This is a genomic window from Haloarcula regularis (genome assembly GCF_029338315.1).
Taxonomy (GTDB): Archaea; Halobacteriota; Halobacteria; order Halobacteriales; family Haloarculaceae; genus Haloarcula; species Haloarcula regularis.
Genome location: NZ_CP119794.1, coordinates 192,139 through 215,357 on the forward strand (window position 1 = coordinate 192,139; position 23,219 = coordinate 215,357).

The 23,219-nt window shown below is 68.4% G+C and carries 28 protein-coding genes and 2 pseudogenes; 17 read left to right on the plus strand and 13 right to left on the minus strand.

Translation table 11 applies throughout. The features are described 5' to 3' along the window. Position 1: 1 nt before the first annotated feature. Positions 2 to 346, minus strand: coding sequence for a pyridoxamine 5'-phosphate oxidase family protein (locus P1N55_RS01110; protein ID WP_276277201.1), 345 nt, complete (start codon positions 344 to 346; stop codon positions 2 to 4). Positions 347 to 570: 224 nt separating this feature from the next. Here P1N55_RS01110 and P1N55_RS01115 point away from each other — a divergent pair, with 224 nt between their 5' ends. Together P1N55_RS01115 and P1N55_RS01120 are read left to right on the plus strand one after the other, a co-directional pair. Then, positions 571 to 990: a hypothetical protein gene (locus P1N55_RS01115; protein ID WP_276277202.1), complete on the plus strand. Its 420-nt coding sequence runs from the start codon at positions 571 to 573 to the stop codon at positions 988 to 990. 450 nt (positions 991 to 1,440) lie between these two features. Continuing rightward, positions 1,441 to 2,367 carry an NAD-dependent epimerase/dehydratase family protein gene (locus P1N55_RS01120; protein WP_276277203.1) on the plus strand — a complete coding sequence of 309 codons (927 nt, stop codon included), beginning with the start codon at positions 1,441 to 1,443 and terminating at the stop codon, positions 2,365 to 2,367. A 6-nt stretch (positions 2,368 to 2,373) separates the two neighbouring features. On the opposite strand, the pseudogene P1N55_RS19540 reads toward P1N55_RS01120, so the two are convergent. Beyond that, positions 2,374 to 2,735: pseudogene (locus P1N55_RS19540) on the minus strand (YbhB/YbcL family Raf kinase inhibitor-like protein). A 167-nt stretch (positions 2,736 to 2,902) separates the two neighbouring features. Between P1N55_RS19540 and P1N55_RS01135 the strand changes: the two are divergent. The 4 genes from P1N55_RS01135 to P1N55_RS01150 all read left to right on the plus strand — a co-directional run bounded on the left by P1N55_RS01135 (position 2,903) and on the right by P1N55_RS01150 (position 5,489). Next, positions 2,903 to 3,658, plus strand: coding sequence for a DUF2797 domain-containing protein (locus P1N55_RS01135; RefSeq protein WP_276277205.1), 756 nt, complete (start codon positions 2,903 to 2,905; stop codon positions 3,656 to 3,658). A 63-nt stretch (positions 3,659 to 3,721) separates the two neighbouring features. Further along, entirely contained in the window at positions 3,722 to 4,738 is a 1,017-nt protein-coding gene (locus P1N55_RS01140) for a DUF7490 domain-containing protein (protein WP_276277206.1), read from the plus strand. After that, positions 4,735 to 5,034 carry a hypothetical protein gene (locus P1N55_RS01145; protein ID WP_276277207.1) on the plus strand — a complete coding sequence of 100 codons (300 nt, stop codon included), beginning with the start codon at positions 4,735 to 4,737 and terminating at the stop codon, positions 5,032 to 5,034. The genes P1N55_RS01140 and P1N55_RS01145 overlap by 4 nt, the downstream gene beginning before the upstream one ends. Positions 5,035 to 5,075: 41 nt before the next feature. Next, positions 5,076 to 5,489, plus strand: coding sequence for a hypothetical protein (locus P1N55_RS01150; RefSeq protein WP_276277208.1), 414 nt, complete (start codon positions 5,076 to 5,078; stop codon positions 5,487 to 5,489). Between the two features lie 118 nt (positions 5,490 to 5,607). On the opposite strand, the gene P1N55_RS01155 is transcribed toward P1N55_RS01150, so the two are convergent. The 6 genes from P1N55_RS01155 to P1N55_RS01180 all read right to left on the minus strand — a co-directional run bounded on the left by P1N55_RS01155 (position 5,608) and on the right by P1N55_RS01180 (position 11,278). After that, positions 5,608 to 5,958 carry a helix-turn-helix transcriptional regulator gene (locus P1N55_RS01155; protein WP_276277209.1) on the minus strand — a complete coding sequence of 117 codons (351 nt, stop codon included), beginning with the start codon at positions 5,956 to 5,958 and terminating at the stop codon, positions 5,608 to 5,610. 25 nt (positions 5,959 to 5,983) lie between these two features. Further along, positions 5,984 to 6,721 (minus strand): NRDE family protein, encoded by a 738-nt coding sequence (locus P1N55_RS01160; RefSeq protein WP_276277210.1) that lies wholly within the window; start codon positions 6,719 to 6,721, stop codon positions 5,984 to 5,986. A gap of 39 nt (positions 6,722 to 6,760) precedes the next feature. Continuing rightward, positions 6,761 to 8,236, minus strand: a complete 1,476-nt coding sequence (gene menE, locus P1N55_RS01165) for an o-succinylbenzoate--CoA ligase (protein WP_276277211.1) — start codon at positions 8,234 to 8,236, stop codon at positions 6,761 to 6,763. Continuing rightward, entirely contained in the window at positions 8,229 to 9,281 is a 1,053-nt protein-coding gene (locus tag P1N55_RS01170) for a mandelate racemase/muconate lactonizing enzyme family protein (RefSeq protein WP_276277212.1), read from the minus strand. Before P1N55_RS01170 ends, menE begins: the two co-directional genes overlap by 8 nt. Further along, entirely contained in the window at positions 9,278 to 10,237 is a 960-nt protein-coding gene (locus P1N55_RS01175; protein WP_276277213.1) for a 1,4-dihydroxy-2-naphthoate polyprenyltransferase, read from the minus strand. Before P1N55_RS01175 ends, P1N55_RS01170 begins: the two co-directional genes overlap by 4 nt. A gap of 81 nt (positions 10,238 to 10,318) precedes the next feature. Continuing rightward, positions 10,319 to 11,278 carry a 1,4-dihydroxy-2-naphthoyl-CoA synthase gene (locus P1N55_RS01180; RefSeq protein ID WP_276277214.1) on the minus strand — a complete coding sequence of 320 codons (960 nt, stop codon included), beginning with the start codon at positions 11,276 to 11,278 and terminating at the stop codon, positions 10,319 to 10,321. Between the two features lie 81 nt (positions 11,279 to 11,359). Here P1N55_RS01180 and P1N55_RS01185 point away from each other — a divergent pair, with 81 nt between their 5' ends. The 3 genes from P1N55_RS01185 to P1N55_RS01195 are packed head-to-tail and all read left to right on the plus strand — an operon-like array spanning position 11,360 to position 12,619. Beyond that, positions 11,360 to 11,641, plus strand: coding sequence for a hypothetical protein (locus P1N55_RS01185; RefSeq protein WP_276277215.1), 282 nt, complete (start codon positions 11,360 to 11,362; stop codon positions 11,639 to 11,641). Positions 11,642 to 11,697: 56 nt separating this feature from the next. Next, on the plus strand, positions 11,698 to 12,168 hold the full coding sequence (locus P1N55_RS01190) for a DnaJ domain-containing protein (protein ID WP_276277216.1): 471 nt from the start codon (positions 11,698 to 11,700) through the stop codon (positions 12,166 to 12,168). Then, positions 12,080 to 12,619, plus strand: coding sequence for a hypothetical protein (locus tag P1N55_RS01195; protein WP_276277217.1), 540 nt, complete (start codon positions 12,080 to 12,082; stop codon positions 12,617 to 12,619). Before P1N55_RS01190 ends, P1N55_RS01195 begins: the two co-directional genes overlap by 89 nt. A 92-nt stretch (positions 12,620 to 12,711) precedes the next feature. Here P1N55_RS01195 and menD read toward each other — a convergent pair whose 3' ends face one another. Both menD and P1N55_RS01205 read right to left on the minus strand, forming a co-directional pair. Beyond that, positions 12,712 to 14,490: a 2-succinyl-5-enolpyruvyl-6-hydroxy-3-cyclohexene-1-carboxylic-acid synthase gene (gene menD / locus P1N55_RS01200; protein ID WP_276277218.1), complete on the minus strand. Its 1,779-nt coding sequence runs from the start codon at positions 14,488 to 14,490 to the stop codon at positions 12,712 to 12,714. Next, positions 14,487 to 15,823 (minus strand): annotated as a pseudogene (locus P1N55_RS01205) (isochorismate synthase). The gene menD and the pseudogene P1N55_RS01205 overlap by 4 nt, the downstream one beginning before the upstream one ends. 175 nt (positions 15,824 to 15,998) lie before the next feature. On the opposite strand from P1N55_RS01205, the gene P1N55_RS01210 reads away from it, so the two are divergent. Continuing rightward, positions 15,999 to 16,214 (plus strand): ribbon-helix-helix domain-containing protein, encoded by a 216-nt coding sequence (locus tag P1N55_RS01210; protein ID WP_276277220.1) that lies wholly within the window; start codon positions 15,999 to 16,001, stop codon positions 16,212 to 16,214. Between the two features lie 73 nt (positions 16,215 to 16,287). After that, a complete protein-coding gene (locus tag P1N55_RS01215) occupies positions 16,288 to 16,569 on the plus strand; it encodes a UPF0058 family protein (RefSeq protein WP_276277221.1) in 282 nt (93 codons plus the stop codon). 88 nt (positions 16,570 to 16,657) lie between these two features. Here the strand turns inward: P1N55_RS01215 and P1N55_RS01220 are convergent, their stop codons facing one another. Then, complete coding sequence (locus tag P1N55_RS01220; RefSeq protein ID WP_276277222.1) at positions 16,658 to 17,452, minus strand: enoyl-CoA hydratase/isomerase family protein; 795 nt, start codon at positions 17,450 to 17,452, stop codon at positions 16,658 to 16,660. An 88-nt stretch (positions 17,453 to 17,540) separates the two neighbouring features. On the opposite strand from P1N55_RS01220, the gene P1N55_RS01225 reads away from it, so the two are divergent. The 4 genes from P1N55_RS01225 to P1N55_RS01240 all read left to right on the plus strand — a co-directional run bounded on the left by P1N55_RS01225 (position 17,541) and on the right by P1N55_RS01240 (position 20,849). Beyond that, positions 17,541 to 18,968 carry a cryptochrome/photolyase family protein gene (locus P1N55_RS01225; RefSeq protein ID WP_276277223.1) on the plus strand — a complete coding sequence of 476 codons (1,428 nt, stop codon included), beginning with the start codon at positions 17,541 to 17,543 and terminating at the stop codon, positions 18,966 to 18,968. A gap of 112 nt (positions 18,969 to 19,080) precedes the next feature. Continuing rightward, complete coding sequence (gene sod / locus P1N55_RS01230; protein WP_276277224.1) at positions 19,081 to 19,692, plus strand: superoxide dismutase; 612 nt, start codon at positions 19,081 to 19,083, stop codon at positions 19,690 to 19,692. A gap of 87 nt (positions 19,693 to 19,779) precedes the next feature. Continuing rightward, complete coding sequence (locus tag P1N55_RS01235; RefSeq protein ID WP_276277225.1) at positions 19,780 to 20,049, plus strand: DUF5827 family protein; 270 nt, start codon at positions 19,780 to 19,782, stop codon at positions 20,047 to 20,049. Next, positions 20,046 to 20,849, plus strand: a complete 804-nt coding sequence (locus tag P1N55_RS01240; RefSeq protein ID WP_276277226.1) for an ATPase — start codon at positions 20,046 to 20,048, stop codon at positions 20,847 to 20,849. The genes P1N55_RS01235 and P1N55_RS01240 overlap by 4 nt, the downstream gene beginning before the upstream one ends. A 79-nt stretch (positions 20,850 to 20,928) precedes the next feature. Here P1N55_RS01240 and P1N55_RS01245 read toward each other — a convergent pair whose 3' ends face one another. Beyond that, a complete protein-coding gene (locus P1N55_RS01245; RefSeq protein ID WP_276277227.1) occupies positions 20,929 to 21,153 on the minus strand; it encodes a hypothetical protein in 225 nt (74 codons plus the stop codon). A gap of 80 nt (positions 21,154 to 21,233) precedes the next feature. Continuing rightward, a complete protein-coding gene (locus tag P1N55_RS01250) occupies positions 21,234 to 21,809 on the minus strand; it encodes an MBL fold metallo-hydrolase (protein ID WP_276278655.1) in 576 nt (191 codons plus the stop codon). A 143-nt stretch (positions 21,810 to 21,952) separates the two neighbouring features. Between P1N55_RS01250 and P1N55_RS01255 the strand changes: the two genes are divergently transcribed. Beyond that, a complete protein-coding gene (locus P1N55_RS01255; protein WP_276277228.1) occupies positions 21,953 to 22,534 on the plus strand; it encodes a HalX domain-containing protein in 582 nt (193 codons plus the stop codon). Between the two features lie 10 nt (positions 22,535 to 22,544). Further along, positions 22,545 to 23,204, plus strand: coding sequence for an RAD55 family ATPase (locus P1N55_RS01260; RefSeq protein WP_276277229.1), 660 nt, complete (start codon positions 22,545 to 22,547; stop codon positions 23,202 to 23,204). Positions 23,205 to 23,219: the final 15 nt, after the last annotated feature.

The window sequence follows — 23,219 nt, forward strand, 5'->3', positions numbered from 1 at the left end:
TTCAGGTATCCCATCCGCCGTACTCGGTCGAGAATTCACGGCCTGTACGATCATCGGGCTGTAACCCAAAGAGACGAAACTCGACTTCTTCGAACGGAACTCCCCAGATGCCAAAATCCGGCGGAAATTCCGCATTTGCAGCCAAAATTGCGTACGCTTTCTCTTCGTCTTCGGTGTCTATCTCGGATATCTCGCCCGTGATGACGACACTCCGCCAGACGCTCTCGTCGTCGACATCCTGCTCGTAGACGGTGAGGCAAACATTCGGATTGTCGCTGATTACCGAATTTCCTGCCTTCGTACCCGCTACCCCACTGCATCGGGAAGATCGGTTGCGAGACATCATATCCAAATGATATCGGGACGGCGTACGGGACCGCTCCGTCGACCATCGCGAGCACACCGACCCCGTTCCGGATGAGCATCTCGTCGATCTCGTCTGCTTCTAGTTCTCTCATATCCGGACGTCACGGGGTAGCGTGGTTAATCCTGTGGCCGGTAGAGTTATACCAAGAAACGTATCAACGGTAATTTTTATGTAAGATGGATCGGTCTCTTGTGGTGTTACGTATGACACGTGCACTCAAAGGCTCCGGATTCCTGGGATTGGCAGTGATGATGGCCGTCGGGATGCATCAGTTCGTTCTCCTGGCAGGTGGGAATGGGGTTCCACCGTGGATGATCGGTGGCCACGCCCACCTGGGTGTCTTGTCGATCCTCGCGATCGTCATGGGGTTTGCGGTCCCGGCGCTAGGGATTACTGGCACGCTTCGAACTGCAGTCACTGGTCTTTTTATTGCCGGTCAGTGGGGAATTCCGGGAATCGTTTGGCTTGGCGAAGGATTCGGCCTCGGATTTCTGATGCCGACAGGATTCCTCTGGGGTACCGCCCTCATTGTATCCATGCTTATCATGTTCTACAAATCAGTCACACAGTCTGCTGACGCTACTGGGGGTGGCTCAGCTGGGTTCGCTACTGCCGACGATTAATTCCGGATCGACATCCGCTCGATTTCAGCACTGTTAGATCTCATCAACAGCGTCATTACGTCCCTAACTCTTCTCTCACAGCGATCTTGTGGCCCGTTGAATACCCGTCTACTACCTGTGGGGAAGTTCTCCCATCCATCTCGATAACCCTCGAGAGACTACGATATCGACGATGCCACATCTTTCGTTGATGACGCCGCCCCCCAAGCCGCACTCTCACGACTCGGACTCCAATTTCATAGTCGTCGCCACGGAACGCGGAATCGCGTCGAAGGTGTCTGTCGTGCGACAAACTGACGACACTCCTCGTTTCCAGATACGTTTGGCAACGTCGAGCCGGCGACGGCAGTATCGTGGCTCGAAGCCTTCGTCGGCTGGTGGAACCGATGGCAAGTTACCACGACGTCGCCGGACCGCAACGCTATTTTACTCGCCTGCACCCGTTGCACCATGATCAGTTCTTCACGGCGCGTCGTCGTCACCGGCGGTGCAGGGTTCATCGGGTCACACCTCGTCGACCGTCTGGTCGGCGACCACGACGTCGTCGTCGCCGACGACGGGTCCAACGGGCGGGCCGAGTGGGTACACGACGAGGCGACGTTCGTCGACGGGGACCTCACGGACCCCGCCGTCGTCGCCGAGGCCATCACGCCGGACGTGGACCTGGTCGTCCATCTCGCCGCCTCGAAGCTCGTCGACACGGACGCCCCCCGCAGGCAGTTCGAGGACAACAGCACCATCACGTACAACGTCCTGGAACGGATGGACGAGATGGGCGTCGACGAGATCGTGTTTACGTCGTCATCGACCGTCTACGGCGAGGCGCCGCGTCCCACCCCCGAGGATTACGCGCCCCTGGAACCGATCAGCGTCTACGGCGCGACCAAGCTCGCAGAGGAGTCGCTCGTCTCGACGTACGCCCACAGCCACGGCATGCAGTCGTGGGTGTTCCGCTTCGCGAACATCGTCGGACCGCGCCTGCGCGGGGCCGTCATCCCGGACTTCATCGAGAAGCTGCGCGAGGACCCCGACTCGCTGACCATCCTCGGAGACGGGCGCCAGGAGAAGTCCTACATGCACGTCGACGAGTGCATCGACGCGATGCTGTACGCCGTCGAGCACGCCGACGACGCCCACAACGTGTTCAACCTGGGGACGCGGACGACGACGTCGGTCGACCGCATCGCGACCATCGTCGCCGAGGAGATGGGTGTCGACCCGGATCGGGAGTACACCGGTGGTGACCGCGGCTGGACGGGTGACGTCCCGCGGATGCGCCTCTCCGTCGAGAAGCTGTCGGCACTCGGGTGGGAGCCCGCCCAGTCCAGCGACGACGCGGTCCGCCAGTCCGCCCGGGAACTGCTGGCCGAGCTCTGAGCCGGTTCAGGCCGGGTACGTCCCGGTCAGTTCACCTTTCGCCAGCGTGTGCCCGCTGGCGGCATCGTAGACGTCGTCCTTACTCGCGCCTGCGGGAAGGTCCAGCGTCGTATCCAGCGCGTAGACGACGAACCGGTAGGTGTGCTCCCGGTCCGGGGGTTCGGGCCGCCCCATCCAACCTCGCCGTAGTCGTTCTGTCCCTCGACTGCTTCGTCGGGCGACCAGTCCTCCGGAACGTGGGTCTGCGCGGCCGGAACGTTCCAGACCACCCAGTGGTCCCACACCTTGCCGGCCGGGTCCTTCGCGTCCGGGTCGTCGACGACGAGCACCAGCGAGACAGCCTCGTCCGGAACGCCGCCAACGTCCAGCGGCGGGTTCGTGTTATCGGCGGTGTAGCCGTACTTCTCGGGGATTCGCTCGCCGTGGTCGAACGCGGGACTCGTCAGCCGAAGGCCCTCCATGTGTGAACAGATGACAGCCGGCTGTAAAAACCTGGCCCGGTACGCATTTGAGCGCCGACCGCCAACCCGCGCACGTGCAGGTCGTCGGATACCAGTCTCGCGTCGAGTCGCCAGCCGCCCTCAGCATCGCCGAGGACGGGCTCGTCAGGACCGAACGGCTGGCACCGGGCACCGAACTCGCCTACACGCTCGGCGAGCGACACTGCGCGGGGACGGTCGACGGCGACACTCACCTCGCGTGTGCGAACGCTGCCGCCCCGTACTGCCCTGACCACACGGACCGCTGGCCCTGTGCGCGGTGTACCGGCGACTGCACCAAACCCATCGACGCCTGCGACCAGGAACACGCCATCTACCTCGCCGCGTTCGCCCCCGACGTCGTCAAGGTCGGCGTCACGCGCTCCTGGCGACTCGAACGTCGGTTGCGCGAGCAAGGCGCCGACCGCGCGGTCCACCTGCGGACTGTCACGGACGGCCGCATCGCCCGGCAGATCGAGGCCGACATCGCCACCGACCTGGGCGACCGGGTCCGCGTCCCGACGAAGGTGGCCGGCTTCGCCGAGCCCGTCGACGAGACGTTCTGGGACGCCCTGCTCGCGGCGTACGACGCCCTGGAGACGTTCGCGTTCGACTACGGCCTCGACCTCTCGGAGCGCCCGATCGCGGAGACGCTGGCGACGGGCACGGTCAGGGGGACGAAGGGTCGGGTCGCCGTCCTCGATAACAACGGGAGCACGTACGCCGTCGACCTGCGGGACCTCGTCGGCTACGAACTCACCGACAGCGGGACCGACCGCGACCTGCAGTCGAGCCTCGGCGCCTTCGGGTAGGTCGCTCAAAACCGCGCCGGTGTCTACACAAGACCCTTAATACAGGCGTCTGGAGACCGACGTGTGAGACGAGAAGTCACACTCGCCCTGGCCATGGCCCTCCTCGCGCTGGCGATGGTCGCCGGCGCCACGGCGGTCCCCGACGTCCTCACCGAACCGGACGAGGACATCCGCCCGAGCCACCTCGACCTCCGCGAGACGACGGTCAACGCCACCGACATCGGCGGCGAGTCGGTCACGCTGGTGCTCGACTCGCGCATCGCCCACCGGGGTGGCACGGCGCGGAACGTCACCGTCGAGACACGGGTCGTCGACGCGGAGACCGGGCTGGTCACGACGACGCGGCGCCAGTCGCTGGGCAACGTCACGGGTGAACAGGAGGTATCGGCCGAGACCGAACTCGCCGTCGAACGCGAGGGCGGCTACCGCATCGAGACCATCGTCTTCGCCGACGGCGAACGCCGGACCACCGGCCGGACCGAGGTGCGAAACGTCGACGCGCTCACGCCCGAGTACGCACGCAGCAGCGTCTCCTTCCACCGCTTCGAGGGCAACAGCGCCGGGCTCCGACCCATCGCCTACCGCATCCAGTCGGTCGCGGACAACCGGACCACGCTGAACGTCTCGGTGTACTTCACCAACCGCGGCGACGAGCCGGCCGGCGACCTGACGCTGCGCCTGCGCGCCCGCCAGGCCGACTCGAACGTCGTCGCCGACGAGACCCGGCTCCGGGTCGGCGAGATTCGGCCCGGACGGACCGAGACCGTCACCGCGGAACTCACCGTTCCGGACGGCTACAACTACTGGCTCGACGGTATCCTCCTGTCAGATGGGGTCATCATCGCCACCGAGAGCGCCCCGGCCAACCTCGACCCACAGGAGACCCTCGAGGTCAACGAGACCCGGCGTGACGTGGGCTTCGAGTCCGGCGACTTCGCCGAGGAACCCGAGCGCGAGCGGGCCACGGAGGCACCGTCCATGGACTCGACCGTTGGCGGGAGCGGCCCCGGGTTCACCGCCGTCGCGGCGCTGGCGGCGCTGGTCGCCGGAACCATCGCACTCGCACGGAGGCGACTATGACAGACACTGCTACTTCGACCACCCCGACAGACACCGACGAACAGCCAGACTCGCCAGCCGAGTCCAGCGACGACGCCGAGGACCGGTCCATCCGAACCTACGCGATGTGGGCGGCCTTCGCCATCCTGGTCCTGGTCGCGCTCGTGGCGACGTTCCAGTTCTACTTCGCCGCCTCCGCGGCCATCACCGAGTTCGTCACGCGGCGCTACCGGCCGCTGTTCCGGGCCGGGTTCAACCTGGTCATCGTGCTGGCCTGCGGCCTGGGTATCTCCCTGCTCGTGCGCCGACTCGCCTGAGGACGACAACCCTTTTCTGCGGCCCTACCGAATCCGCGTCCATGGCAGACGACGAGACAGAGAGCGGCGAGGAAGCGGGCGAAGAGACAGCCAGCGACGACGGCGAGGAGAAGTCCTTCCGCGAGCGCGTCGAGGAGATCCGCCAGCAGCGCGCCGAAGAGCGCGAGGAGGGCGACGAGGGCAAAATGAGCCGCGAGGAGCGCATGGAGGAGATGATGGGCGGTGGCGGCCCCGGCGGCATGGGCGGCAACCCGTTCGCACAGATGATGGGCGGCATGATGGGCGGTGGCGGCCCCGGCGGCCCCGGCGGCATGGGCGGCCAGCCCGGTCCCGGCCGCGAACAGGAGAGCGGGGGCGACAACGAGGAACTCACGCGCGAGATTCGGAAACTCCGCGACGAGGTCCACGACGTCCGGCGGTCGCTCGACCGCATCGCCGACGCGCTCGAAGACTGAGGTTCTCGCGGCGCTTCTGAGCGGTTCGCGTGACGCTTCCGGCCAGTGACGACGCCGTGACGGGCGACCAGTAGCGAGTACCGGCGGAGAAACACCGCCGCGTCGTTCGACCCGGTGCTCAGCCCTCGTAGGCCAGGTTCATGATCCACTGCGAGAACGTGTCGTCGTGAGGGTCGACCTCCTCGTCGCCGATGAACGGCGAGAGCTGGTCCCCGGCCATCAGCAGGGAGAAGTCGAGGTCCCTGGCCGCGGGGGTGAGATAGTAGGTGTTGTGGCCGTCGTAGACCGTCTCCTCGCGCTGGATGAGGTCTTTATCGAACAGCGACTCGACGATGCGACTCCCCTTGCGCGAGGAGACGTCGAGCTCCTTCCAGAAGTCGCTCTGGTGGATGCCGCCCGACTCGCGGATGAGTTCCAGCCCTGCTCGTTCGTCTTCAGAGAGGTCCGCCTCCGACGCTGCCGAGCTCATGTATGGTACACTGACGGTCGGCCGGTTAAATGTGACTTTCGACCGGGCGGTACTCGGTCTCGCAGGGCGGGCCATCCGCGAACCGGTAGGTGCGGCGCGCGCCGAGCGTGATGAGCGACGACGAGCGGGTCCCGAAGCCGTCGCCGTGGACACAGACCCCGAAGTCGTGGTCGCGTATCGCCGCGGCCGTCCGGTCGAGCCACGCGTCGTCGTCCTCGCCGGGCTGGACCTGGAGGTGGTCCCTGAGCCGGTCGGCGCTGACCGCCTGTCGCTCGCCCACGTCCGTGCGGTGGCCGGGGACGCGGTAGTCCCCGTCGGCGCCGACGTTGACGACGACGTGGACGCCGGGATCTAAGTTCCTGACGGCGAGCTGGCCGTCCCACTCGAACAGGACTGCCGCGTTCTCGTCGGCGAGCAGGAGGTTGAACCCGTCGTACTCCGCCTCCCTGGTCGCTTGCTCGACCGCGCGAGCGGCGGACTCGGCGCTCTCGTGGCTCAGCGCGTCACGGACGAGCAGTCCTCGTGACCGCTCTGCGGCCAGGTCGGCGTCCACCCACCGGTTCGTCACCGCCGCGAGGAGGCCGTGTTCGTTGTAGCCGACCCAGGTCCCCTCGGCTTCCTCGTCGCTCGGTGCGACGACGCGGGCACCCCACTGGCGTTCACTGGGCGGTTGCGAGGGTCGGTCGAGTCGTTCGTCGCGGTTCGCGCCGAAGGCGACGGGCGTCTCGGGGAACACCTGCCACGCGAGGACGATGGTACACACGCCTGTGTGGTAGGGGCCGACGGTAGAAAACGACTTGGCTCACGCTTCGAGGAGGTCCCGGACGGCCGCCCGGTCGACGGTCCCCGAGGGTGTCCGGGGGAGCGAGTCGACCACCCGGACCGTCTTCGGCACCTCGTAGCTCGCGAGGCGGTCACGACAGTGTTCGAGGACGGTGGCCTCGTCGACGTCACCGACGACGAGCGCGGCGACTCGCTGGCCCCACTCCGGGTCGGGGAGCCCCACCACGGCGGCTGCGCTGACGGCCGGATGCTCGCGAATCACGCCCGCGACGTCGCCCGCGTCGACGTTCTCGCCGCCGGTGACGACCCGGTCGTCGACCCGGCCGACCACCCATAGCCGCCCGTCTGCGTCGCGGTACCCCAGGTCGCCCGTGTGGAAGCCGTGCGGACCGAAGGCCGCCTCGGTCCGCGCGTCGTCGAGGTAGCCAGGCGTCACCGTAGGTCCGGAGACGACGAGTTCGCCCCGTTCGCCGGGGTCGACCGGCGAGCCGTCGGCGACGACGCGAACCTCGGTGAACACGAGCGGCTGTCCCACCGTCCCGGGATAGGCCGCGGCCGTCTCCGGGCGCGCGGTGGCGATCTGCGAGCTCGTCTCGGTCATCCCGTAGGTGGGACAGACCGGGACGCCCCGCTCCCGGCAGCGCTCGACGAGCGGCTCGCTGGCCGGCCCGCCACCCAGCAGGACGAACCGGAGCGCGTCGTGGGGGGTCCACCCCTCGTCGAGCAACCGGGTGAGCATCGTCGGCACGAGCGAGACGCCGGTCACGCGCTCTGCGGCGAGTACCTCGGGGATTCGCTCGACGTCGAACTCGCGCTGGACGACGACGGTCGTCCCGTAGAGCGCGCTCCGGACGAACGGCGCCAGCCCGCCCATGTGGTAGGTCGGGAGACAGACGAGCCACCGGTCGTCGGCGGCGACGCCGAGCCGGAACGCCGACGCCGTCGCGCTCGCGACGAGGTTGCCCACGGTGAGCCGGACGCCCTTCGGTTCGCTGGTGGTCCCCGAGGTAAAGAGGACGAGTTGCGTGTCCTCAAGGGCGAGTTCGGCGGCAGCTGGCGGGGCCGTCTCGGCCGCGACGTCGTCGAACGTCGCCACCTCGCCGCCAGCCCCACCGTCGAGCGAGACGACCGGACAGGGAGCCACCTCGGCGGCGAGCGAACGCGTCTCCCGCTCACAGACCAGCAGATCGGGGTCGAGTGCCTCGAGATTCGATTCGAGTGCCTCGGCGGCCAGTTCGACGTTCAGCGGTGCCAGCGTCGCCCCGGCGCGCATCGCCCCGAACAGCAGCGACCCCACCGCCACTCGCGTGTCGACGAGCGTCGCGACGCGGTCCGCCGAGAACGCCTCGACGACTGCCGCGGCGTCGTCGACGGCGGCGTCCAGTTCGCGGTAGGTCAGCTCCCGGTCCTCGCCGACGACGGCCGTCCGCTCGGGCGTGCTCTCGACCCGGTGGGTCACCAGGTCCCGCGTCGGCCAGTCCACCGGCTCAGGCATCCGGCCGCACCTCCGCGGGGTCGACGCCGAGACCGGGGTCCTGTGGCACGGTCATCTCTCCGTCCCGGACCGTCGTCGGGTCGGGGCCGAGGTCGCGCTCGAGTCTGTCGCCGGTCGCCAGCCCACACGGTGCGACCTCCGGGATCGCCGCGGCCACGTGCAGCGCCGCCAGCCGCGCGACGACGCCGTCGATAGTCGTCGTGACGACGGGTTCGACGCCGGCCTCGCGGGCGCGCATCGCTAGCGTGTGAGCGTTGCCGGGGCCGCCCAGGGCCATCGGTTTGAGGACGAGCACGTCCGCGGCGTCGGCGTCCAGGACCGCGTCGACCCGGCGGCCGACCAGCGACTCGTCGAGCGCAACGCCTACGTCGAACTCAGATTCGCGCAGGGCGGCGTGGCCCGCCAGGTCGTCGGCCGGCAGCGGTTGCTCGACGTACGAGACGCCGAGGTCCTCGAACGCGTCGAAGGCCGCCTCTGCTTCGTCGTTCGTCCAGGCCCCGTTGGCGTCGGCCCGGAGGGTCACGGCCTCGCCGACCTGCTCTCGGACCGCGCGGAGTCGGTCGACATCCGCGGCGACCGGCCGGTTCCCGATCTTGACTTTCACGCAGTCGTAGCCCGCGGCGACTGCGTCCGCGACCGCCCGTGCCGTCTCCCCCGGCGGGCCGTCGCCGATCGTCGCGTTCACCGGGACCGAGCGGCAGTCCCGGTCGGCGTCGAACCACCGGGAGAGCGGCAGGCCGTCGGCCCTGGCGTCGGCGTCGAGCAGCGCCGTCGAGAACCCGTGGCGTGCCGCCGGGACGTCCAGCGCGTCCAGCTCGAGCAACGCGGTGCTGTGGCCGCCCGACGCTTCGGCGTCGGCCGCCACGTCGAGGGCGTCCTGGCACTCCGAGAGGGGTTCGGTCCACCCCGCGAGCGGCGTCGCCTCGCCGACGCCGGTCTCGCCGCGGTGGTCGTACCGGACGACGACGCCCTCACGTGTCGAGATGGGTCCCGTTGCCGTCTCGAGGGGCTTCGCCAGCGGGAGCGCGAACGCTTCGACTCTCATAGCACCTGCGGGAGCGCCAGGCCCACGGCGAACAGCAGCGAGTGGACGAACAGCGTCTGGCCGACCCGTTCCAGCGCGGGGTTCAGCGCGGCCCCTTCGGTCTCGGTGAGGACGGTCCGCGAGACGGAGACGGCGAGCGGAAGCGAGAGCAGCGGGGCCAGCGCCCACGGGCCGAACGCGGCGTCCAGCGCGAAGACGACCGGCACCACGTACGCCATCCCGACAAGTATCAGAAACTCCACACGGCTCCACGTGTAGCCCAGGTAGACCGCCAGCGTCTTCTTCCCCGCAGCCATGTCCGTCTCCCGGTCGCGGATGTTGTTGACGACGAGGATGGCCGTCGAGAGCCCGGCGGCCGGGAGGCTTGCGGTCACAACCGTGGCCGTGACACTCCCCGCCGGAAGCGTCGTGAGGAACGAGCCGACTCCTGGCATGTTCGCGACGGTCTGGACGTAGTAGGTCCCGATCACGGCGACCAGACCGAAGTAGACGAACACGAACAGGTCGCCCAGGCCACGGTAGCCGTAGGGGAGCGGGCCGCCGGTGTAGAGGATGCCGGCGGCGATACCAGAGAGGCCCACGACGACGATGGGGAGGCCGCCGACGGCAACCAGGTAGACGCCCACGACGACGGCGAGGCCGTAGGTGGCGGCCATGGCCCGCTTGACCTCCGCCGGTTCGATGAGGCCGCCCGCAGTCACGCGGGTAAAGCCCTCCCGTTCGTCCGTGTCCGCCCCCTTCACCGCGTCGTAGTAGTCGTTCGCGAAGTTCGTCCCGACCTGGATGAGCAGCGCCCCCACCAGCGCCGCCAGCGCCGGGCCGAGCGCGAACACCCCGGCGTGGACGGCGACCCCCACGCCGACGACGACGGGCGCGGCGCCCGCCGGGAGCGTCTGTGGCCGGGCCGCCATGAGCCAGGCCTTCCGTCTCGAGACGTCCGCCGTCGCTGTACTCATTGGCCGAATCTGGGGGCCACATCCCCATATCGGCTGTGGTTGTGCCGACCGGCCGCCCCCGTCACGGGGCGTTCTCGTCCGTCAGTAGTGCCAGGGCACGTCGTCGAAGTCCGGCTCACGCCCCTCGTTGAACGCGTCGCGGCCCTCCTGGGCCTCGTCGGTCATGTACGCCAGTCGGGTCGCCTCGCCGGCGAAGACCTGCTGGCCGACCATCCCGTCCGAGTCGAGGTTGAAGGCGTACTTCAGCATCCGCATCGCCGTCGGCGACTTGCTGTTGATGCGTTTCGCCCAGTCGATGGCGGTCGACTCGAGGTCGTCGTGTGGCACGACGTCGTTAACCATTCCCATCTCCGCGGCCTCCGCGCCGCTGTAGGTCTTCCCGAGGAAGAACACTTCACGGGCCTTCTTCTGGCCGACCTGTCGGGCGAGGTACGCGGACCCGAACCCGCCGTCGAAACTGCCCACGTCGGGGTCCGTCTGGAGGAACTTCGCGTGCTCGTCGCTGGCGATGGTGAGGTCACAGACGACGTGCAGCGAGTGGCCGCCGCCGACGGCCCACCCCGGCACGACGGCGACGACGACCTTCGGGATGTGGCGGATCTGGCGCTGGACCTCGAGGATGTGGAGGCGTCCGACGTTTTCGGGCGCGTCTTCGTCGCCGACGTCTCGCGGTTCGCCGCGCTCACCGCTCGACGTGTCCGAGTCGCGCCGCGACTCGCTATCCTCCTCGGCCCGATACTCGTATCCACTCTCGCCACGGATGCTCTGGTCGCCGCCCGAGCAGAACGCCCAGCCGCCGTCCTTCGGCGAGGGCCCGTTCCCGGTCAGCAGGATACAGCCGACGTCGGTGAGGCGTTTGGCGTGGTCCAGCGCCGTCGCGAGCTCGTCGACCGTCTCCGGCCGGAAGGCGTTGCGCTTCTCGGGGCGGTCGAAGGCGATGCGGACCGCGCCCGTCTCCGTCGAGCGGTGGTAGGTGATGTCGCGGAAGTCGAACCGGTCGACCGGGTCCCACCGTTCCGGGTCGAATATCTCTGAGACCATACCGACGGTGACGGGGGACGGCGCAAAAAGATTCCCAGTGAGCGAAACGTTTTCCTGAGCGTTGTGTGTGCATGCTCGTATATGCCCTCCACCTTCGACGACCGACAGATCCGCCTCGCGCTGCTCGGCCTCTCGGTGCTGGTCGTCCTGTACAGCCTGGTAATCGCCCAGCAGATACTCCTCGGGTTCCTGATTATCGTGGCTCTGTGGCTGGTCTATCTGTTCTACCACCTCGTGGGGATATTGGCACGCATCGCGACCGCCCTGGAGGACCTCGCCCGCCAGCGAACCGATGGCGGCGGTGACGCCTGGGGCGAAGACGCGACCGAGACCGGGAACCGCGAGCCCGAGAACCACGACTGAGAATCGGCGGTGAGGATTTACTTCCTCTCCGCATTGAGCCACTACCGCTCGCGCACATGACAGAGACGTTCTACGACGTGCTGGGCGTTGAGCCCGACGCGACCACAGACGAGATCGAGGCCGCCTACCGCGAGCGCCTGAAGGAGGTCCACCCCGACGTGAACGACGACGCGGACGCCGGGGCCACGACGCGGGAACTCATCGACGCCCGCGACGTCCTCGTCGACGAGGCCGAGCGGGCGCGCTACGACCGCATCGGCCACGAGGCCTACGTGGGCGACGAGCCCAGCGCCGCCAGTGCGAGCGAGAGCGACGTCGCCAGCGCGGCCCGTCGCGCCGGGTACGGCGAGGCGACGTCGACCAGCGGCCGACAGCACACACGGTCGACCGCCGAGGACGCCAGAGAGCGGGCACGGGCCCGTCGAGAACGAGAGCGCCGTGCCAGCGAACGCGTCCGGCGGGCGGGCGGCCGAGGCGACCACCGACGCCGGCGGGCCCGACGCCAGCGCGCAGGAGACAGCGGCTGACGCGTCCAGCGACTCGCAGTCGACTGCGACTCGGACGTCAGGGGCCAGCGACGGGTCCGGGTCGGACTGGAACACCGGCGGGGGCTACAGCGTCAGGAACTCCCAGAGCTGGGGGTCCCAGTCCGGCGACTTGATCCCGACCGGCCGGGACCTGACGCTGCTCGGCCTCACGTTCTCGCTGTACCCGGTGCTGCTTTTCAGCGCACTCGTCCCGGCCTTCCCACTCTTCGTGAACGTCGTTCTCGGCGGCTGTCTCCTGCTTGTCGTGGGCTACCTCCAGTCGATGCCCCGCATCGCGCTCCTGGTCTTTGGCCCCTGGAGCATCGTCATGCCCTTTGTCCTGCTGGGGCTGAACCTCTCGTTCGTGTCGCTGGTCGGTATCGCCGTCCTGCTGGCTACCTGGCTGCCGTTGGGCTTCACCGTCCTGACCATCTCCGTCCTTCGCCTGTAGAATATCCATCGACGGTGTGCCGGGAACCTCTCGAGGGGGCCCCGTGCGGTCTCCCATCGGTCACTTCCGTGGTGACCCACTCGCTCCCTCCCTCAGCGAGTGGCAATAGCCTCGCGGACGCGGGCGGCAAGGTCGTCGCGGACGGCGTGGCTCCGTGCGGCGTCGAACTGGACCTCGAGCACTTGCGTGCCCTCTCGCTCGACCGACTCACCGAAGGCGTCGAGGAAGTCCTCGCGACCGTCGACCCGGCGAAACTCCAGGCCGTAGAGGTCGCCAGTCGGGTCGAAGTCCAGTCCGTGGGGCGTCTTGAACTGCTCCTCGAACGTCTCGTAGTCCTCGATGGGGAGGACGTGGAAGATACCCCCGCCGTCGTTGTTGATCAGCACGATGGTCGCGTCGACGTCGCAGCGACCGACCGCGAGCAGGCCGTTCATGTCGTGGTAGTACGCGAGGTCGCCGGTCACCAGCACGAGCGGGTCCTCGGTCGCGCTCCCCGCGCCAAGCGCCGTCGACGTGATGCCGTCGATGCCGCTGGCGCCGCGGTTCCCGAGGACCGTGAGGTCGGCGGCCCGCGGTCGTCCGAACCGGTCGGCGTCCCTGACCGGCATGCTGTTCGAGACGAACACCGTCGCCGGGTCCGGCGCGTTCCGGAGAACGTCCGCAAGGACCCCGCCCTCCCAGTACGTCTCGCCGAGTGCCGCCTCGACAGCGTCCCAGTGGGCGTGCTCGGCGGCAACGAACCGGTCGCGCCACCCGTCGGCGACCCGACCGTCGACTCGCTCGGAGAGGGCCGCGACGGTGGCGTCCGCGTCGGCCACGAGCAGGTCCGTCGCGGTGAACTCCGCTTCGGTCCACCCGCCCGTCGGGTCGACGACGAACTGCCGGCAGTCGGCGTCGCGGAGGTAGTTCCGGAGCGGTTTCGAGGTGGGCGAGGCGCCGACGCGGACCACGACGTCGGGGTCGGGCCAGTCGGCCGTCGCCTCGGAGCCGAGATACGCGTCGTACCCGCCACAGACGGGGGCCTCGAGGTGCGTGACGTGCGGGCCAAAGCGGAGGTCAGAGAGCGGGTCGGCGAGCATCGGCGCGCCCGTGGCCTCGGCGAGTCGCGCGAGCGCGTCCCGTCCGAGTCCGTCGTCGGACGGGCCCGCGACGACCAGCGCTCGTTCGGCGTCAGTGAGCGCGCCCGCGACACGGTCGAGCGTCGCGCCGTCGAGCGTCGGCCGTCCTGACGCCGTCGTCACGAACGGACCCTCGCGTCCGTTCGCCTCGAGCGGGTTGGCCTCGGCCCAGTCCTCGGGCACGCCGTCCGGGTCGCTTCCCGGGACCGGGGTCGGTTCCAGCGGCTTGCGGAACCGGCAGTTGAGATGGACCGGGCCGGGGTCGGCGCCGGTCGACTCGGCGAGCGCCCGGGCCGCCGTCGTCCGCAGCATCCGCACCTTGCGCGGTTCGGCCTCCGGTTCGGGCATGTCGCGGTACCACCTGACGGCGCCGCCGTACAGCTGCTCCTGGTCGACGGTCTGGTTGGCCCCGCTGTCTGTGAGCTCGGGCGGCCGGTCGGCCGTCAGGACGAGCATCGGGACGTTCGACTGCGTGGCCTCGACGACCGCCGGGTGGAAGTTCGCCGCCGCGGTCCCGGAGGTACAGACCAGCGGCGTCGGTCGTCCCGTTCGCCGGGCCCGGCCGAGCGCGAAGAACGCCGACGAGCGTTCGTCGAGGTGCGAGTAGACCGTCACGTCGGGGTGCTGGGCGAACGCGACGGTCAGCGGCGTCGACCGGCTCCCCGGCGAGATACAGACGGCCTCGACGCCGCCGGCGGCGAGTTCCGCGACCAGCGTCTCGGCCCACAGCGTGTTGACGTTCGGGTGGCTCATTCCAGTTCGTCGAGCATCGGCCGGTACTTGAGCTGGACCTCGTCCCACTCGCGGTCGGGGTCGCTGTCGGAGACGATGCCGGCGCCGGCAAACAGCGTCGCGGTGCGGTCGCGGGCGACCGCAGAGCGGATGCCGACCGCGAAACTGCCGTTCCCGGCAGCGTCGACCCAGCCGACGGGGGCGGCGTACCAGCCGCGGTCGAACGTCTCCGTCTCGCGGATGGTCCGCAGCGCCGCGTCCGGCGGGAGCCCGCCCACGGCCGGCGTCGGGTGGAGCGCCTCCACCAGGTCCAGTACGTGTCGGTCGCTGTCGAGTTCTGCCGTGATGGGGGTCCGGAGGTGCTGGACCGTCGCCAGGCGGCGGACGCTCACCTCGCCGGTCCGCACCGACGAGGCGAACGGCTCGAGCTGGTCGCGGATGGCGTCGGCGACTAGCTTGTGCTCGTGACGGTCCTTCTCGCTCTCGAGCAGTTCCGTCGCCAGCCACTCGTCCTCGGCCGGGGTGTCGCCCCGCCCGGTCGACCCCGCGAGCGCCTCGGTCCGGACCGTGCGCCCCCGCAGGGAGACGAGGCGCTCGGGCGTCGCGCCGAAGAAGGTCCCGCCGTCCGACAGCGAGAGCATGAACCGGTAGCAGTCCGGGTACGTCCGCGCGAGTCGCGCCAGCGCGTCGGGGACCGAGAGTTCCTCGCGCAGGCTGGCCGCCAGCGACTGGGCCAAGACGACCTTCTGCAGGTCTCCCCGTTCGACGCTCCGGAGCGCCGCCCGGACCTGCTCGCGCCACCCGCCCCGGGTCGGCGTTCGCTCGACGTGGTCGATGCCGGGCGGCCCCCCGACCGGCCCCTCGTCGACCGCTGCCAGTCGCTGTCGCCACGTCTCGAGGGACGCTCCGGCTGTCTCTCTCGAGTCCGGGCCGGTGGCGACCGTCGTCAGCCAGGCGCCCTCGCCCGTCTCGGTCAGCTGGACCGACGGGAGGAAGAAGGCAGCCCCGGGGAAGCCGTTCCACGGCGACGCCCCGTCGGTCACGTCACCGTCGTGGAAGGCGAACCCGCCGAACAGCCTGGGGCGTGCCGCGCTCGGGAGGTCGGCCTGGACCGAACACGACTCGAAGAGCGATTCGGCGGCCGCTCGGACGTCGTCGAAGCGCGTCGGGCCGTCGGCCGTGACCGTCGCAGCCGCACCGCGAGCGGCCACCGTCTCGGCCCCGTCGCCCACGCGAACCGGGGGCGAGCGTCCGTCTCGAGAAGCCCCCTGACCGGCGCGCGGTCCACGCGACACCCACGTGCGACGACCGCCGTCTCGCCGACCGTCGCCTCCTCGCCACGCAGTGGTTCCATTGGCCCGGTGTTAGGAGTCCGTCCCTTTGAGCCTAACTATCGTGGGAACGGCCCGGCGGCGTCCCGCGGACGAGCCGGGACTCACCGAGAGTCGACGGCCGGTCACGGTCCGGTCCGAACGTCTCAGCCCCCCGCCAGTTTTAAATACGGGTTGGTCTAAGCACCCCATGTTGCGATGCCAAAGGTAGAGATAACGGTCCCGGAACACCTCGAGATGCAGATCGCCCAACTGGTCGAGCAGGGCGAGTTCCTCAACCGCGAGGAAGCCATCGAAGACCTCCTCTCGACGGGTCTCAAGGCGTACAAGACATCCGGACCACAGGATCAGGACGAGGAGCCAGGCTTCGAAGACGACGGGATGATGGGACACGACGACGAGTACGTCTTCTGACCCCGAGCGTGCCGGTCTGGTATCCCTTCCCGGGTAATTCTTATACCGCTCCCATCACATAGAGTAGACAACCATGCACAAAGACGAGCTGCTGGAACTCCACGAACAGATGGTGACGATAATGGAGTTCTTCCGTGACGAGATGGACTCCGTCGACGCCGACCTGTTCGACCAGTATCAGGAACTCGACGTCCGTCCCTCGGACGTCCACAAGTCCAAAAGCGAGCACAAACACGCCGTGTTCGTCCTCGGCAACGCGCTGGCGACGGCGATGAGCGAGGACGAGTTCTCCGACGCCGGCCGCGTCGGCAAGCGGATGCAGGAACTGGCCGAGGACGCAGAGCGCAAGCTCTGACCCGGCGAGCGACCGGGCGCCCCTATTCTCTCTCTCTCTATCGGCCGGTCAGCGACCGCGCCGGCTGCGTGTGTGACTGCGGTTCGTCTCAGTGCCCCTCGAACTCCGGCTCTCGCTGTTCCATGAACGCCCGCGCACCCTCGTCGTGGTCGTGAGTCGTGAAGGCGATGCCCTGGGCGGTGGCCTCGCGGTCCAGCGCCTGCTCGAACGACGACTCGACGCCCCGGTCGACGAGCCGCTTCGACTGGGTCAGGGCGACGGTCGGCCCCGACGCGATGGTCTCGACCAAGGCCGTGACTTCCTCGTCGTATGCGTCTTCGTCGAAGACCCGCGTGACCAGCCCCAGCTCCAGCGCCTCCTCGGCACCGACCGTCTCACCGGTGAACGCAAGCTCCTTGGCCTTGTTCGGGCCGACGAGTCGCGGCAGGAAATAGGAGATGCCCGAGTCGACGGCCAGCCCGACCCGGCGGAAGCCAAAGCCGAGCGCCGCGTCCGGGCTCGCGAGCTGGACGTCACAGGCCAGCGCCAGGCCGGCCCCCGCGCCGTATGCCGGTCCGTCCAGCTTCACGACGACCGGGAGCCGGCAGTCGTAGACCGCCTCCACGGCGTCGTTGATGGCCGTCGCGGCGTGCTCGACCCGGTCGGCCGGCGGAACGTCGGTAGCGACACCCTCGACCATCGCGCCGATATCCCCGCCCGCACAGAACGCCTCGCCGTCGCCTTCGAGGACGACACAGCGGGCGTCGCTGTCGGCGATGGTCTCGAACCGCTCGACGAGCGTCCGCGCGGTGTCGACGTCGAGTGCGTTCCGGCGGTCCGGTCGGTTCAGCGTCACCGTCGCCACGCCGTCGGCGATACGCAACGCCACGGTGTCTGTGGACATGGCTCACCCGACGCCGGGGACCGGGAAAACCCTGGCGTCCAACGTGGTTGGGTACGACCTTTTGTAGCGCCCGAGACGAGAGAGGCGTATGCGCATCCACTGGCACCGCCGGGACCTGCGGGCGACCGACAACGCCGGGCTCGCGCGAGCGACCGCCACCGACCCCGTCGTTCCGGTGTTCGTCTTCGACCGCGACGTCCTCGCCCACGCGGGCCCGCCCCGCGTCGCGTTCATGCTCGACGCGCTGGACCGACTCGCCGAGTGGTACCGCGACGCGGGTGGCCAGCTGCTCGTCGCCCGCGGCGACCCGCGGGAGGTCCTGCCCGAGCTCGCGAACGAACTCGACGCGGACCACGTGACCTGGGGCCGGGACTACTCGGGCCTCGCCCGTGAACGCGACGCGGCGGTGCGACGCGCGCTCGACGACGCGGACGTCACCCGCGAGGCCGTCCAGGACGCCGTCCTGCACGAACCGGGCGAGATCACGACCAACGACGGCGATCCCTACAGCGTCTTCACCTACTTCGGCCGGAAGTGGCAGGACCGCGAGAAGGCGGCGCCCTACGACCCGCCGGACGACGACGCGCTCGCCTCGGTGGACGTGGATCGCCTGGGCGCCCTTGCCGCGACAGACCTGCCGACGCGCTCGGGCCTGGGTTTCGACGACCCGGAGGCCGACGTGCCACCGGCGGGGACGGCGGTCGCCCGCGAGCTCCTGTCGGACTTTCTCGAAGCGGACGTCTACCGCTACGACGACCGGCGTGACTACCCGGCCGAGGAGTGTACGTCGCGCCTCTCGCCCCACCTCAAGTTCGGCACCGTCGGCATCCGGGAGGTCTACGAGCGGACGGTCGCTGCCAGGGACGCCGTCGAACCGGGGAGCGAGCGGGCGGAGTCGGTCGACGAGTTCCTCTCGCAACTGGCCTGGCGCGAGTTTTACACGCAGGTGCTCGCCGCGAACCCGAACGTCGTCACGGCGAACTACAAGTCCTACGAGCGCCCCATCGAGTGGAACCACGACCCCGAAGCCCTCCAGGCCTGGAAGGACGGCGAGACGGGCTATCCCATCGTCGACGCCGGGATGCGACAGCTGCGAGCGGAGGCCTACATGCACAACCGCGTGCGGATGATCGTGGCCTCGTTCCTGACCAAGGACCTCCTGATAGACTGGCGCGAGGGGTACGACTGGTTCCGGGAGAAACTGGTCGACCACGACACTGGCAACGACAACGGCGGGTGGCAGTGGGCCGCCTCCACCGGGACCGACGCCCAGCCCTATTTCCGCATCTTCAACCCGATGACCCAGGGCGAGCGCTACGACCCCGAGGCCGAGTACATCAGGCGATACGTCCCGGAACTGCGCGAGACCGACCCCGAGATAATCCACAGCTGGCACGAAGCGTCGCTCACCCAGCGGCGCAACGCGGCCCCCGAGTACCCGGACCCCATCGTCGACCACAGCGAGCGACGCGAGCAGGCCATCGAGATGTTCGAGCAGGCCCGCGGCGACGACTAGACGCCGGCGGCCGACCCGCCAGTCAGGTCGGCTCGCACGTCGGTACGAAACCCACCGCCTCCTAAACGTTTAACAGGTGTCCGGCCCTGTGAGATACTGGAGGCGATTTGATATGTCCGAACACTCTGACCCGGAACTTCCACCACTTCCGTACGACTACGACGCACTGGAGCCCCACATCTCCGAACAGGTGCTCACCTGGCACCACGACACCCACCATCAGGGCTACGTAAACGGCCTCGACGCCGCCGAGAAGACACTCGCCGAGAACCGCGAGTCGGGGGACCACTCCTCGACCGCCGGTGCGCTCGGGAACGTCACGCACAACGGCTGTGGACACTACCTCCACACGCTGTTCTGGGAGAACATGGACCCCAACGGCGGCGGCGAACCCGAGGGCGCGCTCCGTGACCGCATCGAGGCGGACTTCGGCTCCTACGAGGGCTGGAAGGCCGAGTTCGAGGCCGCCGCGGGCGCCGCCGGTGGCTGGGCACTCCTGGTCTACGACCCCGTCGCCAAGCAACTGCGCAACGTCAAGGTCGACAAGCACGACCAGGGCGCGCTCTGGGGCGCACATCCCGTCCTGGCCCTCGACGTCTGGGAGCACTCCTACTACTACGACTACGGACCGGACCGCGGCAGCTTCATCGACGCCTTCTTCGAAGTCGTCGACTGGGACCACGCCGCAGAACAGTTCGAGAAGTCGGTCCAGCACTTCGAGTAGGGCTCCAACCAGCATTTCTTTCGACGCGATCCGACCAGCGACGCGTACTCCGAGGGATTTACCCACGCCCTCGGCATACCCGCGGGTATGCCTGCCAGGAAGGCCGACTACGACGAGATCCTGTCGTTCGAGTTGCACGAACCAGCGGACATCCTCGACCCGGACCTGCTCTATACGATACCGGAACTGGCCCGGCTGCTGCAGGGCCTGCCAGCCGACGCCGAACTCAGCGACTTCAACGAGTCGGTGTTCATCGACTGGGCCATCCCGTGGATGATCTACAACCAGGACGACCTGGTCTTTGCCGAACCGAGCGACGAGGACGTCGTCGGCCTCTACGGCCTCGCCGACGAATGAACCTCCTGGTCGCCGGCGCCGACCGAGTCGACGCCGGCAAGACGACGTTCACGGTCGGCCTGCTCGAACGGACCGGCGCGCGCGGCTACAAGCCGAGAGCCGGGAACAACTACTGGTTCGACCACGACGACTACGAGCGGGCGACGGCCGAGGGCCGCCTCTACGGGAAGGATGCGAAGCGACTCGCTGCGGCGACGGCCGCTGACGTCTCGCCCGAGGCGATAAATCCAGTCCACCGCCTTTGGCACCCCTCGGCCGGGGCGGGCACGGGCCTGCTGGGGCGCGAGCACGAACAGTTCGTCGTCGACCGCGTGGGCGAGGAGTTCGTGGTCAACGGCACCGTCGACCTGCCGCCCTCCGTCGAGGAACGCCTTCCGCTGGAGAACGCCCCCCGCGTGACGTCGGTCACGGACTTCAACGACCTCATGGCCGCGATGCACGTCCCGGCTCTGGACGGTGTGGCCGAGGACATCGCCGCGGCGAAGCGTGCGGTCGTCGAGTCGTACGGCGACGTCGCCCGCCCGCTCTCTGGGTTGGAACCGGACGCAGTCGCCGTCGTCGAACCTGGACGGGCGCGGTTCTACGACGGCCGCCGCTACGCGAAGGCGTGTGAAATCGCGAGCGGCAGTCCCGAGGAAGGACAGTTAGAGGAGCGGGTCGGGAACGTCGTGGACCTCATCGAGCGCACCGGCGCCGTCCGGCTTCCGGCCCTCACCAGCGAGGAACGGAGCGACCCGGCAGCTGTCGCGGAGGCGTACGACCACGCCTACGACGCGCTGCTGGCGACAGCGTTCGACTGAGGGAGGCGCCGCGCTCGGCGAGGCGTCGTTCCCGAGCCGGGCGTGCGGGGCGGTAACACGGTCTTACCGGGGCGGCGCGTCAGTCGTCGTGGACGTCCCGGTGGAGTTCGTGCGCCTCTTCGAGGGTCACGGTCTGCCACTCGTCGTCTCCGTCCAGTCGGACCTGTACCTTCCCGTCGGGGATGTCGGCGTCGACCGTCGTGGCGTGTTCCGTGGCGACGTGGTCGGCGAGTTGCGCGCGAGCGGCGGCCTCGGAGGGCGCGATGGCCCGCCAGGCACACCCCTCGTGCGAACAGCGTAACATTGGCTTACCGGGGCTTTGCGACAGGGGTACATTAGGGTTCCTCCACCTGTCAACGCCGCTGACGCTCCGTCGGCACGCGGTCAGAACCGGGCCGCCTGCCAGGAGCGTTCGACGTCGTGGTACGGCGCGTCGGTGACGCTCGGGCCGTGACCGGTGTGCAGCTCGCCGAAGTCCTCGTCTACGACGTCGAGCACCCTGTCGATGCTGTCCACGAGGAGGTCCCTGTCGCCCTCCTCGAGGTCGGTGCGGCCGAAACTTCCGTTGGCGAAGACCAGGTCGCCCGCGAAGAGCACGCCCGCAGTCGCCGAGTAAAAGCAGAGGTGGTCGTCCTTGTGGCCCGGCGTGTGGATGGCCAGGTACCCGTGGTCGCCCAGCTGGACCGTCTCGCCGTCGGCGATGGCGTGGTCGACGCCCGGCTGTGTCTGGTCCTGGCCCCACACGTCGACGTCGAAGGCGTCGACGACGGCTCTTAGGTTCCCGACGTGGTCGTGGTGGGTGTGTGTCAGCACGATGGCGTCCAGGTCGTCGGTGTGCTCGCGGACCGCACCGACGACGTCGAACTCGTTGCCCACGTCGACGAGGACGGTTCGCTCGCCGGTGACGAGGAACGCGTTGCTGGTAAACGCCTGGACGCCGCGTGCGAGGTTCCGGATCATGCCCGACCGTTCGGCGGGCGTGCCAATGTGGGTGTCGCTCTCTCGGTCGCTGCCACCTCCGCCCAGCGCTCGATTCACAACGCTGATAACGACACCCACAGGGCTATGTACGTGGATACGGTACCCGCCCAGTAGAATCACTGATGTCCGATGTGGACCCCCCTGTCGTTCTCATTGTGGAAGACGAACCCGACGTCGCAGAGACCTACAAGCTCTGGTTGCAGGACGAATACGAGGTTCGAATGGCCAAGAACGGTGACGAGGGCCTCGAGATGCTCGACGCGTCCGTCGACGTGGTTCTCCTCGACCGGATGATGCCTGGCCTCTCGGGCGACGAGGTGCTCGAGCGCATCGGCGAGCGGGCGCTGGGCTGTCGAGTGGCGATGGTGACGGCCGTGGAACCCGACTTCGACATCCTCGAGATGGGGTTCGACGCCTACCTCTCGAAGCCGATCCGGAGCCAGCAGCTCCACGACACCGTCTCCAATCTGCTCGAGCGCTCCGAGTACGACTCCATGCTCCAGGAGTACTACGCGCTCGTCGAGAAGCAGGCGACCCTCGAGGCCACGAAATCGAGCGCCGAACTGGCCGAGAGCGACGAGTACGACGCGTTGACCGAAGACATCGCGGAGATGCGCGACGGCCTCTCGGAGACTCTCGGCGGCATCGAGGACGACTCCGACTTCATCGCGACGCTCCGTGGCCTGAGTGCAGACGAGGAGTAACGGAGCTACCATGTACGATCTATCATCTGTCCTCGATTTCGAGGAACTGCGCGACGTTCGGCCCGGGTCGAGCATCCTCCTCTCCGGCCCGGCGATGAGTGGGAAGCAACGCCTTGCGTACGATATCCTCACGGACGGGGCCCGAGACGGCGAGGGCGCGGTCGTGGTAAGTACCAACGACAGCGCGAGAAACATCGCGCAGGTGTTCCAGGACGAAGTGCCGGAACTGTCTGACTCCCAGCTCGGCGTCGTCGACTGCCGGGGCGAGGGCGGCGTCGACGCCGACGCACTCGACGGGACCTTCGTCCACCAGGTGTCATCGCCGGGCGACCTGACCGGCATCGGTATCGGCATCACGAAAGCAATCGAGGGGCTCCACAACGCCGGCCGCACCAGGGGGCGACTGGCGCTCGTCTCGCTGTCGACGATGCTGACCTACACCGACAAGAAGACGGTGTTCAAGTTCTGTCACGTCCTCTCGTCGCGGCTGGACACCGCCGACTACATCGGCGTGTTCACCATCGACTCCGGTGCCCACGACTCCCAGACCCTCCAGGTCATCAAGCAGGCCTTCGACGGCCTCATCGAGGTGCGCGAGGCGGAGGCCGGCGGCCGCGAGGCCCGGGTCCTGGGACTGGCGAACGAACCGACGGCCTGGAAGCAGCTCTGAACGACGGTCCCACCG

Coding starts and splice junctions, on each gene's coding strand:
- P1N55_RS01175 (WP_276277213.1), bottom strand. CDS start 10,237: ATGAGTACAGCGACGGCGGACGTCTCGAGACGGAAGGCCTGGCTCATG.
- P1N55_RS01250 (WP_276278655.1), bottom strand. CDS start 21,809: ATGATCCGGAACCTCGCACGCGGCGTCCAGGCGTTTACCAGCAACGCG.
- P1N55_RS01145 (WP_276277207.1), top strand. CDS start 4,735: ATGACAGACACTGCTACTTCGACCACCCCGACAGACACCGACGAACAG.
- menE (WP_276277211.1), bottom strand. CDS start 8,236: ATGCCTGAGCCGGTGGACTGGCCGACGCGGGACCTGGTGACCCACCGG.
- P1N55_RS01120 (WP_276277203.1), top strand. CDS start 1,441: ATGATCAGTTCTTCACGGCGCGTCGTCGTCACCGGCGGTGCAGGGTTC.
- P1N55_RS01235 (WP_276277225.1), top strand. CDS start 19,780: ATGCCTGCCAGGAAGGCCGACTACGACGAGATCCTGTCGTTCGAGTTG.
- P1N55_RS01185 (WP_276277215.1), top strand. CDS start 11,360: ATGCCCTCCACCTTCGACGACCGACAGATCCGCCTCGCGCTGCTCGGC.
- menD (WP_276277218.1), bottom strand. CDS start 14,490: ATGAGCCACCCGAACGTCAACACGCTGTGGGCCGAGACGCTGGTCGCG.
- sod (WP_276277224.1), top strand. CDS start 19,081: ATGTCCGAACACTCTGACCCGGAACTTCCACCACTTCCGTACGACTAC.
- P1N55_RS01150 (WP_276277208.1), top strand. CDS start 5,076: ATGGCAGACGACGAGACAGAGAGCGGCGAGGAAGCGGGCGAAGAGACA.
- P1N55_RS01260 (WP_276277229.1), top strand. CDS start 22,545: ATGTACGATCTATCATCTGTCCTCGATTTCGAGGAACTGCGCGACGTT.
- P1N55_RS01240 (WP_276277226.1), top strand. CDS start 20,046: ATGAACCTCCTGGTCGCCGGCGCCGACCGAGTCGACGCCGGCAAGACG.
- P1N55_RS01115 (WP_276277202.1), top strand. CDS start 571: ATGACACGTGCACTCAAAGGCTCCGGATTCCTGGGATTGGCAGTGATG.
- P1N55_RS01170 (WP_276277212.1), bottom strand. CDS start 9,281: ATGAGAGTCGAAGCGTTCGCGCTCCCGCTGGCGAAGCCCCTCGAGACG.
- P1N55_RS01255 (WP_276277228.1), top strand. CDS start 21,953: ATGTCCGATGTGGACCCCCCTGTCGTTCTCATTGTGGAAGACGAACCC.
- P1N55_RS01190 (WP_276277216.1), top strand. CDS start 11,698: ATGACAGAGACGTTCTACGACGTGCTGGGCGTTGAGCCCGACGCGACC.
- P1N55_RS01155 (WP_276277209.1), bottom strand. CDS start 5,958: ATGAGCTCGGCAGCGTCGGAGGCGGACCTCTCTGAAGACGAACGAGCA.
- P1N55_RS01110 (WP_276277201.1), bottom strand. CDS start 346: ATGATGTCTCGCAACCGATCTTCCCGATGCAGTGGGGTAGCGGGTACG.
- P1N55_RS01180 (WP_276277214.1), bottom strand. CDS start 11,278: ATGGTCTCAGAGATATTCGACCCGGAACGGTGGGACCCGGTCGACCGG.
- P1N55_RS01220 (WP_276277222.1), bottom strand. CDS start 17,452: ATGTCCACAGACACCGTGGCGTTGCGTATCGCCGACGGCGTGGCGACG.
- P1N55_RS01215 (WP_276277221.1), top strand. CDS start 16,288: ATGCACAAAGACGAGCTGCTGGAACTCCACGAACAGATGGTGACGATA.
- P1N55_RS01245 (WP_276277227.1), bottom strand. CDS start 21,153: ATGTTACGCTGTTCGCACGAGGGGTGTGCCTGGCGGGCCATCGCGCCC.
- P1N55_RS01225 (WP_276277223.1), top strand. CDS start 17,541: ATGCGCATCCACTGGCACCGCCGGGACCTGCGGGCGACCGACAACGCC.
- P1N55_RS01210 (WP_276277220.1), top strand. CDS start 15,999: ATGCCAAAGGTAGAGATAACGGTCCCGGAACACCTCGAGATGCAGATC.